Source organism: Alishewanella agri BL06, from assembly GCF_000272005.1.
In the GTDB taxonomy this organism is placed as follows: Bacteria; Pseudomonadota; Gammaproteobacteria; order Enterobacterales; family Alteromonadaceae; genus Alishewanella; species Alishewanella agri.
The window spans coordinates 461626-473841 of record NZ_AKKU01000026.1 but is presented as its reverse complement, the minus strand read 5'-3'; the positions used below and the strand labels follow the sequence as shown (position 1 = coordinate 473841).

8 protein-coding genes and 2 tRNA genes are annotated in these 12216 nt (G+C 46.8%); 2 read left to right on the top strand and 8 right to left on the bottom strand.

Features of this window, described 5'->3' with window-relative positions; genetic code table 11:
* Nucleotides 1-283: 283 nt before the first annotated feature.
* Nucleotides 284-1399, bottom strand: coding sequence for a GNAT family N-acetyltransferase/peptidase C39 family protein (locus AGRI_RS15785; RefSeq protein ID WP_008949819.1), 1116 nt, complete (start codon nucleotides 1397-1399; stop codon nucleotides 284-286).
* 111 nt (nucleotides 1400-1510) lie between these two features.
* On the opposite strand from AGRI_RS15785, the gene AGRI_RS15780 reads away from it, so the two are divergent.
* Entirely contained in the window at nucleotides 1511-2977 is a 1467-nt protein-coding gene (locus AGRI_RS15780; RefSeq protein ID WP_008985864.1) for a RimK family alpha-L-glutamate ligase, read from the top strand.
* 25 nt (nucleotides 2978-3002) lie between these two features.
* Here the strand turns inward: AGRI_RS15780 and AGRI_RS15775 are convergent.
* The 6 genes from AGRI_RS15775 to AGRI_RS15745 form a co-directional block, all read right to left on the bottom strand.
* Nucleotides 3003-3088 (bottom strand) — tRNA-Leu (locus tag AGRI_RS15775).
* Between the two features lie 192 nt (nucleotides 3089-3280).
* A tRNA-Leu gene (locus AGRI_RS15765) sits at nucleotides 3281-3366 on the bottom strand.
* Between the two features lie 109 nt (nucleotides 3367-3475).
* Entirely contained in the window at nucleotides 3476-4429 is a 954-nt protein-coding gene (locus tag AGRI_RS15760) for an isopenicillin N synthase family dioxygenase (RefSeq protein ID WP_008985863.1), read from the bottom strand.
* Nucleotides 4430-4444: 15 nt separating this feature from the next.
* Nucleotides 4445-5653: a NupC/NupG family nucleoside CNT transporter gene (locus tag AGRI_RS15755; RefSeq protein ID WP_008985862.1), complete on the bottom strand. Its 1209-nt coding sequence runs from the start codon at nucleotides 5651-5653 to the stop codon at nucleotides 4445-4447.
* Nucleotides 5654-5669: 16 nt separating this feature from the next.
* Nucleotides 5670-6302 carry a uridine kinase gene (udk, locus tag AGRI_RS15750; RefSeq protein WP_008985861.1) on the bottom strand — a complete coding sequence of 211 codons (633 nt, stop codon included), beginning with the start codon at nucleotides 6300-6302 and terminating at the stop codon, nucleotides 5670-5672.
* Between the two features lie 120 nt (nucleotides 6303-6422).
* Nucleotides 6423-9563, bottom strand: a complete 3141-nt coding sequence (locus AGRI_RS15745; protein WP_008985860.1) for a TonB-dependent receptor — start codon at nucleotides 9561-9563, stop codon at nucleotides 6423-6425.
* A 391-nt stretch (nucleotides 9564-9954) separates the two neighbouring features.
* On the opposite strand from AGRI_RS15745, the gene AGRI_RS15740 reads away from it, so the two are divergent.
* Nucleotides 9955-11142, top strand: coding sequence for an endonuclease/exonuclease/phosphatase family protein (locus tag AGRI_RS15740; RefSeq protein ID WP_008985859.1), 1188 nt, complete (start codon nucleotides 9955-9957; stop codon nucleotides 11140-11142).
* Here the strand turns inward: AGRI_RS15740 and rlmM are convergent.
* Entirely contained in the window at nucleotides 11139-12215 is a 1077-nt protein-coding gene (gene rlmM / locus AGRI_RS15735) for a 23S rRNA (cytidine(2498)-2'-O)-methyltransferase RlmM (protein WP_008985858.1), read from the bottom strand. The genes AGRI_RS15740 and rlmM overlap by 4 nt on opposite strands.
* Nucleotide 12216: the final 1 nt, after the last annotated feature.

Below are 12216 nucleotides of genomic sequence, written 5' to 3'. Positions count from 1 at the left end.
ACTTACTGCTCACTCTGCTTTTCGTGGCTTTCGTCAGCACCCTGAAGCGAGGCGGCCATTTTAGTGATTTAAACTTCACTGTCAAGCGTCTTTTTCAAGATTTTTGAGCGCTTCGTTTTCTCACCCGGTTTGCCAGCTAAAATCGTTTAGCGCAGCACCCGGCTACGCGCCCCGCATGTCATGGCGCGCATTATAGGGAGTTTTAACGAGGCTGCAAGCAGAGTTTATAGAAAACTTCGGGTTTTTAGATCGTTCGCAGAAAAATGCAGCAAAGTGCTTATTTTCAGACCTTTTTAATCGCTAACAAAGCTTTCAGACGCTTTTTACCGTATGCAAAGGCCTTATTAAAGATATGGTGACTCACTGGTATATAGTGGCGCTCCGTTGGTGAAAGCCAGGGGATATCTTCAACATCGGGATCGTTAATATAGACAAAGTCAGCGTCAACAGCACAAATCACTATCCAGTGCGGCGCTTTCGAGCGGTCAAACTGCCAGGTACTGATTAACGCCAGTAAGATATAACCATCTTTAAGCAGCTTGCTTATTAAAGAGAGATCCGGTTCGGTTAGTACCAAAGGTAAACCTAGTTGCGTAACTTTAGCTTGATCTGCTTGATAGACCCGCTGCATCACCGACTTTTTTTCAGGACTACGCACCGAATCCAAAAACAAGGGACCATCCTGATTCAGATAAATTTGCACTACAAAGCCGCGCTTTGCCGCAGCTAACGCCAAACCCCTAGGACCACAACCCCCATGACCAGACGTCATAAATATCGTTGTTGCTTCCCGCCATAGTTCAATTTCCAGATGTTCGGGGCTGAATTCCCCGGGTTGAAAATAGTTAAATGCCATTAGCAGACAGGCAGGGCCGCAAGTAAATGGGGTAGTTTGCGCAATATAAGGCACCAGTCTGGTATAGGACGCGGCCTGATAATGATGAATTTGTTTTTGCAGGCACAACGCATCACTATGATCTTCGTAAAAATCCAGCTTAACGCCAAATGGATGATAGCCAAGCTTTTGGTATAATTTTATTGCAGGCTGATTGTCAGGCCGCACTTCTAATCGTAATAACACACAATGCCTGAGCAGTGCCTTTTGCTCCGCATCCGCGATCAGACGCTTGGCCAGACCTTGCCCTTGCAAACGCGGTACCACAGCAATTGAATATAACCTGGCCATACTGCTACCGCGCCGGTAGATCAATAGATAGTAACCTACTATCTCCTTGTCTAAACATAGCACAAAGAGATCACTACGTTTTTCAGAGATAAAACGTCTGAAACTGCGTTGACTAAGGCGGTCACTATGAAAACATTGCAGCTCAATAACCAGCAATGCCGATAGATCCTGACTAGTCGCTTCCCGGATCTCAATAACCTGTTGAACATCCATCCGATACAGTACTCAAAGCTAATATCTGATTATGCTCAGTATAGTAGCGGAATTTACTTTTATTACCGATACTTTAGGGAATTTCTCAGGTAAGAGGACAGGATCTAACTTATGGCTAAACTGGTTATTGTTGTCGATAAACTGCAAGATTGGGCTCCTTTCTATCAATATGACGGCGTAATGAGTCTGCCGGCATATCTAAAATGGCAACCGAAACAAAAACAACGGGTACGTGTTATTAACCTATGCCGTCAGTCTCATTACTTGGGGACAGGTTACTACTGCTCACTACTCGCAGAAGCTCGCGGCCACAACGTTATGCCATCATTGCGAGCTTTCAATAAATTCAATCGCTTTGAAATATCTGAACTTATCGAAGAACTTCCCGGCACCTTACAAAGTCTGCTCGACAAAGCGCTGGCTGATGCTGCCGAACAGCAACTGCTGTTTAACATCTATTTTGGTGAAACCTCATCAAAAGCCCTGCGTAAATTTGCCAACTATTTATTTGAGGCACTGCCAGTTCCCATTCTCCGGGTTGAGCTAAGTAAAAAGAATCACTGGCAGATCCGTTCCATAAAAATTGGTGCGGTACATAAGTTAACTGAGCAGGAACAAGGGCATTTCGCTGAAGTGTTGGAACGTTACAGTCACAAAATCTGGCGCCTGGAGCCAAAGAATGCCCGCTTTAAATATGATCTGGCTGTTTTGACCAACCCAAACGAGCCCTTTCCACCTTGCACTCCGAAATCGCTGGAGCTATTCCGAAAAGCTGCAAAGCGCGCGGCTATGGATACTGAATTAATTTCAGCCCGGGATATTCAGCGGCTACCGGAGTTTGATGGCCTGTTTATTCGCGAAACCACAGGCGTAAATCACCATACCTTTCATCTGGCAGTAAAGGCGGAGCGCGAGGGGTTAGCCGTCATCGACGACCCAAACTCGATCTTGCGCTGTGGTAATAAGGTATACCTACAGACGTTATTTCAGCAGCATAAAGTACCGGTGCCGGATGGTTTAATGTTATTTAAGCAAGACGAAGATAATCTGGAACGCGCCGCTGATACGCTTGGCTTACCTTTGGTGCTAAAGATCCCTGACGGCAGCTTCTCCCGTGGTGTGGTTAAAGTCACTACTCTGACCGAGTTAAAAGCACAGTTAAATGCCCTGTTTGAACAGAGCGCTATTATCCTGGCCCAGCGTTATACCTATACCGAGTTTGACTGGCGGATTGGCGTATTGAACGGTCAGCCACTATTCGCCTGTAAGTATTTTATGGCCCGCAATCACTGGCAGATTTATAAGCACGGTAAGGGCAAAACTCAGAGTGGTGGTTTTGCCACCTGTGCGATTGCAGAGGTGCCGGCCCATGTGTTGCAAGCAGCGCTTGCCGCCTGTAAACCTATAGGTGACAGTTTATACGGTGTCGATCTGAAGCAAGCTGGTGAGCAAGTGTTCGTTATCGAGGTTAATGACAACCCCAATATTGATGATGGTGTCGAGGACTTGTATTTAGGCAACAAACTCTATGATCTGCTGGTAGAAGATTTTATCCGGCGCATTGAATTAAACCGATAAAAAAACCGGCTTAAGCCGGTTGATTTGGTGCAGATGGAGAGACTCGAACTCTCACGCCTTGCGGGCACAAACACCTGAAGCTTGCGTGTCTACCAATTCCACCACATCTGCGTTATGTTTACAGCCTTCGCTGCTCAACATGGCGTGCAGTATAACGATTTCAAAAGCAGCGTCAACTGGCTTTTTTAAAAATCTTACTGTTTGCTTAAATTTACAACGCGCGACGCCAAACGCTGGTAAAAGCTATGCCCGGATGGATTGCAGGCACATAAAAAGCAAAAAACCGGCCTTGGCCGGTTAATTTGGTGCAGATGGAGAGACTCGAACTCTCACGCCTTGTGGGCACAAACACCTGAAGCTTGCGTGTCTACCAATTCCACCACATCTGCATAACGTTTTGCGCAGTACGCTTAACGTGGCGTGCAGTATAGCGACTTATCAGGCCGCGTCAATACGATTTTCAGCCTGATAAGCGCGGTTGCACAATTTAGCAGCGTTTTAGCCTTTTTGGGCTTTTTTAAGCAAGCCAATCTCTTCCAGACGTTGCATCAGATAGTCGTTAGAGTTAATCGGCTCCGGATAGCGGTTTGGCCGCTCAGCACTGATACAGCTGGCTAAGGTTTCAATTACATAATCCGGATTCGGATGCATAAAAAACGGGATAGAATAACGAGGCTCACCCGCCGCTGCACCCGCCGGGTTCACCACCCGATGCGTCGTTGATGGCAGTACATGGTTAGTTAAGCGCTGCAACATATCGCCGATATTGACGACAATAGTGCCTTCAATGGTGGTCACCGGTAACCAGCTACCATCGCGGCGCAAAATTTCCAGTCCCGCCTCATTAGAGCCCACCAATAAGGTGATCAGGTTAATATCTTCATGCTGACCAGCCCGGATCGATTGGGTTGAGGTATCCTTAATCGGCGGATAGTGAATAGGCCGCAGAATGGAATTACCGTAATTAACCTTGTCGGCAAAGTACGACTGCTCTTGCCCCAGGAAAAGCGCCAGCGCTTCCAGTACCCGGTTCCCCAGTTTTTCCAGCTCGGTGTATAAACGGTAAGTCGCGTCTTTAAATGCCAGCACTTCAGTAGGCCAGACATTCGGATATAAACTGGGATGCGGCGCCGGGCCGTCCAGCTCCCGGCCAACATGCCAGAATTCCTTTAGATCCGGGTGATTAGAATCCTTGGCTTTTTCCACGCCAAAACCGGTGTAACCACGTGCCCCACCCTGACCTGGCTGGTGATACTTGGCTTTCACTTCGGTTGGCAGTGCAAAAAACTGCTTTATAGCTTGATAAGTGTTCTCTATTACCTCATCCGGAATACCATGACCACTAATGCCACAAAATCCAAACTCAGTATAGGCCTTGCCAATTTCGGCAACAAAGTTATCTTTGTCGGTGGCAAACCGTCTTATATCCAACGTTGGAACATGTTGAGTCATATAAAAGACCTGTTTTTAGCCTAAAGAAAAAAAGAACCCTGCAATCGCAGCGCTCATTAAATTCGCTAATGTTGCCGCAAGTAAGGCTTTTAAACCCAACTCAGCAATATCAGCGCGCCGGCCCGGCGCCATACCACCCAGGCCGCCTAACAAAATGGCAATTGATGAGAAATTGGCGAAACCACACAGGGCGATAGTAACTATCACCTGAGTATGGGCGCTTAACTGCTCTTTCACCTGCACAAAGTCGAGGTATGCGACAAACTCATTAATCACCAGCTTTTGACCGATAAAACTGCCAGCCGCGCGGGCTTCTTCCCAAGACACGCCCAGAATAAAAGCCAATGGTTGGAATACGTAACCGAAAACCAGTTGTAAAGTAAGATCGTCTTTACCCAGCCAACCACCGACTCCACCGACAATGCCATTAACCAGAGCGATTAAACCAACAAAAGCCAATAACATCGCACCAACATTCAGTGCCAGTTGCATACCACTGGAAGCCCCTGCGGCTGCGGCATCAATCAGATTGGTATGCGGCTTTTCAGTGGTAATCTCTGCCAGATCATTTTTTGGCGTTTCGGTCTCTGGCAGAATCATCTTGGCCATTAAAAAGCCACCGGGCGCCGCCATAAAGCTGGCGGCAATCAGATATTTTAATTCTACACCTAAACCAGCGTAACCGGCTAACACCGAGCCTGCTACCGATGCCAGACCACCTACCATCACGGCAAACAACTCGGAACGGGTCATCGTTGGGATAAAAGGTTTAACAATAAGCGGCGCTTCCGTCTGACCAACAAAGATATTGGCTGCGGCGGACATTGACTCTGGCCGGCTGGTACCCAGTAACTTTTGTAAACCGCCACCAATCAAACGAATTACCCAGGTCATGATGCCAACGTGATATAACACCGCTATTAATGACGAGAAAAATATGATGATGGTTAGTACATGAATGGCAAAAATAAAGCCTTGCGAGAAATTACCCAAATCGCCAAACAAAAATAGAATACCGGCGTTAGCATAGCCAATGACGTTGGCGACAACTTGCGAAATGCTATATAACACTTCCTGACCAACAGGCACGTAAAGCACAAAGGCACCAATGGCAATCTGAATGGCAAAGGCGCCACCGACAGTACGCCAGTTGATCCGGCTACGATTCGCCGACGCCAAATAGGCGACTAATAACAGGGCGGCAATGCCCACTAATCCCATCATAATGTTTTCCTGGTTGTTATTCCGACAATAGCTGGCGGATTTTTGCTTTTATAATATCGATAGCAATCTGGTTTTTACCACCGCGGGTAACCACCAGATCGGCATATTGTTTGGAAGGAGCGATAAATTCAAAAAAGGCTGGACGAACCGTAGTTTCATATTGTTCAGTTACCGAAGACAAACTACGACCGCGGTCTTCCAAATCACGCTTAATCCGGCGCAATAAACAAATATCCAACGGTGTGTCCATGAAGACTGAAATATCAAACTGTTCACGCAGTTTTTCATCAGTCAATAACAGGATCCCCTCAACCAGAATCACCTTGGCAGGCTGAACTTTAATGGTTTCTTCGGTACGGGTATGTAATTTATAACTATATTGCGGCATCGCAATTGTCTGACCGGCACGCAGTGCTTGTAAATGCTCGACCAGCAACTCATGCTCAAAAGCCGAAGGATGATCATAGTTGGTCAGAATACGCTGATCAAAAGACAAATGGCTCTGATCGCGGTAGTAAGCATCTTCGGACAGGATCGCAATCCGTTCACCACCCAACTCTGCTACCAGCTCCTGGTAAACCGTTGAAGCGAATAAACTTTTACCGGAAGCAGAGGCGCCGGCGATAGCGATAATGGTTCTTTTACCCATAAAACAGCCCGAAGAATTGCAAATAGCTGGCAATTATCGCTAATAACGCCGTGATTAGGAATAAAAACTTCCAAAAAAAATGCCAGTCAACTGACTGGCATTTTTACGACCGCTAAATATTTAGAAGCGGTAGCTCACACCCATTTTCAGTCTCCAGGTAGAGAACTGGTTGTAGAACTTATCGTAGTTGTTAGTGTTGCTGGTAACGTTACCATAAACGTACTGGCCAGTAGTTGGATTGATTGTGAAGTCAACCAACTGAATAGTACCGAAATCACTACCATAGACACGACCTTGTGAACTGTCTAACAGGTTCAGGAAGTTAGCGATAGTGAAGTAGAAGGTACCTTTATGGCCCTCTAACAGACCCGGGATTTCCTGACGGAAGTTCAGATCCAGTGTCGTCACCCATGGGGTGGTGCTTGAACCACGAGGTGCATAACCGCCAGCATACTTATCCAAGCCCAATGCATTGATGGTATTGAAGAAGTTGGTACGAGCCGCATCGTTCAAGAACACCACATTAGGGTCATTCGCCGTTGGAATATATACCAACAGAGCATTTGACGTAGTACCTGGGCTCAGCAAATCGTATGGATTACCGAAACCAGTACTATTATTGAAGGACGTGTTGTTGCCGTTCAAGAAGTAAGTGATCGGCTTACCAGAGCGACGCTCGTAGAACATATTAACGTTAGTTTTATAACCTGCGAAAAACTCGTGTTCATAGCCAAAGTTCACTACAAAGCGATGTTCAGTTTCAAAGGCTGAACGACCAACCAGTGCTTCGTTACGGTTAATTACGGTATTGAAACCGAAGTTACTGCTGGCAGTTGAACTGGTACTGGTATGAGCGTCCGTAATATCCTGATTGGTATAAGAGGTAGTCACACGAATTCCGTTATCCCAAGCTTTGCTCAGCATAGTGCTGAAGATCTTCGAACGACCTTCTTTATCAGCATTGGTCAGCATAATATCGCGTGGCTGAGAAGCATTATAAATAATACGTTGACCGTCAGCAGTAAAACCTGCTTCGCGGCCTGTCAGACTTGGGTCGATCCAGAACGCAGTATTTTCAGGCTTCTTATACATATATTCCGTGGTCCACATTACATCATCTGCAATATACGGAATATTAATCATGTAATCTGCCGCTAACTGGAAGCGCCAGTCAGAAGGCATCTTAAAGTTAGGATCAGTGAAGTTGGTGCCAGCAAACACAGATGAGTTAGCAACGGCATCTTTAAACGCCTGCGGAACGTCCTTGATATCTACGCCAACTAAAGCAGCGGCTAACGGGCTATTAGTGGTATTACGAATATCAAATTGTGCAATACCGACACCCGGATTTGAGTAAGCGTTAGAAATCCAAACAGTTGGTTGACCACCAGAGAAGCGACCAATACCACCACGAATCGTCAGATCATCAGCAGCATCCCATTTAAAACCGAAGCGTGGCAGGAAAATACCTAAGCCATCCAGGTTTTCAGTGTTGTCAAATCCAGTACGATCTTTTGCCTGCTGGTTGAATTTAGGTACATCACTTGACGCCAGCATCTCGTAACGTACACCAATATCGATTTGCAGATTATCGGCAGCAAACCACTGGTCATGTACATAGAATGCATGTTCGTCACGAACAAACTCTGCAGCAGCGTCAGCTGGGTTCAGACTGGTCGCGTTTTGATAGATGAGGCGAGAAGCAATTTTGTTTTCAAAATCGGCCAAACTGTTGAAAGTGTACGAGCCCTTGGTGTTCTGTAAGAACATGTTAAAAATATCAAGGCGCTTAAACTGATAGCCAAAGCTCAGGTTATGGTCACCTAACAGGTAATCCGCGTCCATCGCAATGATGGTTGATTTCTTGTTCAGCTCGTTAGAGTGACGCGAGAAATCAGAACCCATGCCAATGTTATTGCTACCTACGCCGATATTTACCGTGATATCACCGAAGTCACCGAATGAGGCCTGGGTAGTAGGGTTATCGATATAGGTCAGGCTGAACTGAGTAGAAAAATCTGGCGTCCAGTCTGAATAAAGTTTAAAAGCATAGTTGTTAAGATCTTCAATACGGTTGTACCAGTGCGAAGATAAACGCAGACGGTTAGCTGCAGAAGTAGTGTTAGCTGTTCTGTTGCCTTTGTTGTACTGGTAGGTAAAAGCTGCACGGTGGTCTTGGTTGATGTTCCAGTCCAGCTTGACCAGTAACTTCTTGTCGTCCGTTACAGGCGTGAAATCCCAGCTACCTGCGTCAACTCCGTAGACATCACGAGCAATGCGGCGAACCGCTTCATAGTCTGCTAAAGTTGCAACTGTGGTGTTGGCGGCACTGCTGCCAGCCGGACCCCATTCAATTGGCGTATCAGCTTCATAGAATTCGTAAGAAACGAAATAGAACAGTTTATCCTGAACAATAGCGCCACCAGCAGTAGCACCCCAGGTGTATTCGTCAAATTTTAGTGGACGCTCAGTACGACCGTCTTTTGGTGTACCAGCCCACTTATCGTTTTGCTTTTCATACATCACGCTGCCGTTAAACTTATTGGTACCAGACTTGGTAACGGCATTGATTTTCGCGCCTTGGAAACCGCTATCTTTGGCATTGAACGGAGAAACATCGATAGTAATCTGATCGATAGCATCTAAAGAGATCGGCGAGCGTGTGGTTGGGTAACCGTTAGCATTCAAACCAAAGTCATCGTTCTGTGCAATACCATCAATACTAATACTGTTAAAACGAGGGTTAGTACCAGCAACCACTAACTCACCATCTTTTGCTGTCAGAACAGCTAAAGGGTTATTACGCACAACATCTTTAATATCGCGGTCAAAGCTTGGAGTATTTGCAACGTCATTAGCACCAAAATAGCTGCTGCTACCTGTATTACCCGCGAGAATAGCGGTCCCTGTTACAGCAATACGCTCAACCTGCTGAGGCTCTAACTCAGCATTAATCCGGAAAGATTCACCAAGTGAAATAAAGATATTATTATAAACTTTAGTGCCTTGCGCACTGGTGATCGTAATAGTATAAGGCCCACCAACGCGTAAACCTGAACTAGCGAAAGCACCGCTTTGGTTCGTTGTAGCAACGGAACGGGTGCCTGACGGCACGTGTAAAATTTCGACGCGGGCATTAGCTGCAACTTCACCTGTTGCAGTAACAACGTTACCACGAATTGCAGAAGATGTATCAGCAAATGCTATGTTGCTAACGCCGAGCGCGAGCGTTACAGCCATCGCTAAATGTCTAATTTTCATATCGTTTTCACCTGGTAGTTGTGGGTTTTATGCTAAATCTGATTTAGTTTTCAAAGATTGCTTTCAATCTGGTACAGAAGCCTAAACGAAAAATATGTCATTTTCGTTACAGTGACTGCAACTTACGGGAACTAATCCCAATGTCACTTGTCAAAGCCATCCCGTCATATTAGTGTAACATGTCTAATTTCTGATGCGAATAATCCAACCGGAAATTGGCTAAAAAATATCAATTCAACAATATTTTATATACTCAAACTTTACTCAGGTAGCAGCAGTTATCCAATCGATTGTCTCGGCTCTGGCGTGCATTTAGCAATATCGGGTACTGGCTTTTCTATAATTCGCTGGTTATGCTGAGCACCTTTTTAATCTGCTGCTGGATCAGACGATGCTAAAGCGTCTACTATTCACTCTGTTTATTGGCCTGACCTTATTAACCTGTAGTCAGCAACTTATGGCAAAACAACAACTAAAAGTCGCTACCTTTAACGTCAGTATGGAAGCGGAAAACTACTTACCGCGAGGCACCAGAGGCAACTCTCAGGTATTGATTGATGTGCTGGCAAATGGCGAGCATCCGCAGGTTAAAAATATTGCCGCGATCATTCAGCGGGTCCGCCCCGACATTCTGCTATTAAATGAATTCGACTATATTGAGAACCCAGCTCAGGGTATCGAAGCCTTTATTAAAAACTACTTGCAGCAACCTCAGGCAGGCAGCGAGCCAATTGATTATCCCTACTATTATTACAATACCGTAAACACCGGACAGCCCAGCCCTTTTGATTTGGATAACGATGGCGAAGCCACCGGCGTTGGCGCCGATGCCTGGGGGTTTGGCTTTTACCCCGGACAATACGGTATGGTGTTGTTGTCTAAATATCCGATCGCGATGGATCAGGTGCGGACCTTCCAACACTTTAAGTGGCAGGATATGCCAGGCCACTTGGTTACCTCCAAAGCCGACGGTTCAGCCTGGTATAGCAATGATGCCTGGCAGCAATTCCCACTCTCTTCAAAAGCACACTGGGATATTCCGGTTCAGGTCGACGGTATAACAATCCACGTGCTGGCCAGTCACCCAACACCACCGGTGTTTGATGGCCCGGAAAATCGTAACGGTAAACGCAACCACGATGAAATCCGCTTTTGGGCTGATTATTTAATGTCAGAGCAGTCGGGTTATATCTACGATGATCAGGGTAGTAAAGGTGGCCTGCGCGGTGATGCACGTTTTGTAATTCTCGGAGATCTTAATGCTTCCGCCGAAGGCGAAGGCGATGCGCTACTGGCTGGGATCAGTGCTTTAACAAAGCATCAAAAAGTAAACAGTGATTTTATCCCGACTAGTGTAGGGGGTGCAGAGCATAGTCCGGACCGTGAATTTGGCGCCCGCCATACCGCAGGTTGGCGGATGCGGGCAGACTATGTACTGCCTTCCAGGCAAGGTTTTAACATTACAGACGGTGGGGTATTCTGGCCGGCAAAAGCCGAAGCAGACTATCCGTTAGTCGGCACCCGTGATGCCAGCTCAGATCACCGGCTGGTTTGGCTAACCCTGCAGCTCACCGATTAGCGCTTAATCGGTTGCACATGTACCGTGACCTCTTCCCGGTCATGGTACAGATGCCGCGCCTGCAGTTGGTATCGGAATCCTGCATCCTGTAACTGCTGCTCAAACGCGGCTAGTACTTCTTTTACCGTCTCGTAGCGTCTTTTCATCGGTAATTTCAGGTTAAAAATCGTTTCCTGACACCAGCCCTGAATTAACCACTCCGCAATACGCGCGGCGACACGCTGCGGCTGCTCAATCATATCGCAAACCAACCAGTACACATTTTTCTTGGCGGGGACAAATTTAAAACCGTCCACCATCAGATGCTTCACCTGCCCCGTTTCCATTAACGACTCAGCCATAGGACCATTGTCGATAGCGGTCACCATCATACTGCGTTTCACCAACTGATAGGTCCAGCCACCAGGACAAGCACCCAAATCCACCGCTTGCATTCCTGGCGCGAGCCGGGTTTCCCATTCATCTTTTGGGATAAAAGTAATAAAGGCTTCTTCCAACTTTAAAGTACTACGACTAGGTGCTTCCGGCGGGAACTTCAGCCGCATAATACCGTTTTCCAGCGCAGAATTATTCTCCGGGTAAGACAAACCCAGATAACCGCTGGTGCCACTTAATAAAAACAAGTGCAAAACCGGCGCACGTTTATGTTCTTTTTGCAGCATCACCCCAGCCTGACGCAAGGACTGGCGCAGTGGCACGGTCAGCTTGCGTGCCAGTGTCGATAACGTCTTGCCATCGTTCGTATCGGGGAATTCCACCCGCAAGCTACCACAGCCGCTAAGTTCCTCCGCCAGTGCTGCCTGCAGTACGGGCGCGATCCGATCCTGAGCTGGCAGCTCCAGTTCGCTGCTCAGCAGCAATAACCACTGCCGGATAAAGATAAAGTGCTGAAAATCGAAATCGCGGTAAAAGCGCTGTAACGCTTCACTGTCATAGGCCTCAAAGATCACAAAGGCGCTGTTGGCTTTCAGTTTGCAAAAACCAAACACCGCAAAGGCTGCGGCCTGATCCTGCAGCTCAGCCGCCGCTTCTTTCTCAAAGCCGGCGCGGCAATATACTAATAATTGTTTCATC

Coding starts and splice junctions, on each gene's coding strand:
- AGRI_RS15785 (WP_008949819.1), bottom strand. CDS start 1,399: ATGGATGTTCAACAGGTTATTGAGATCCGGGAAGCGACTAGTCAGGAT.
- AGRI_RS15780 (WP_008985864.1), top strand. CDS start 1,511: ATGGCTAAACTGGTTATTGTTGTCGATAAACTGCAAGATTGGGCTCCT.
- AGRI_RS15760 (WP_008985863.1), bottom strand. CDS start 4,429: ATGACTCAACATGTTCCAACGTTGGATATAAGACGGTTTGCCACCGAC.
- AGRI_RS15755 (WP_008985862.1), bottom strand. CDS start 5,653: ATGATGGGATTAGTGGGCATTGCCGCCCTGTTATTAGTCGCCTATTTG.
- udk (WP_008985861.1), bottom strand. CDS start 6,302: ATGGGTAAAAGAACCATTATCGCTATCGCCGGCGCCTCTGCTTCCGGT.
- AGRI_RS15745 (WP_008985860.1), bottom strand. CDS start 9,563: ATGAAAATTAGACATTTAGCGATGGCTGTAACGCTCGCGCTCGGCGTT.
- AGRI_RS15740 (WP_008985859.1), top strand. CDS start 9,955: ATGCTAAAGCGTCTACTATTCACTCTGTTTATTGGCCTGACCTTATTA.
- rlmM (WP_008985858.1), bottom strand. CDS start 12,215: ATGAAACAATTATTAGTATATTGCCGCGCCGGCTTTGAGAAAGAAGCG.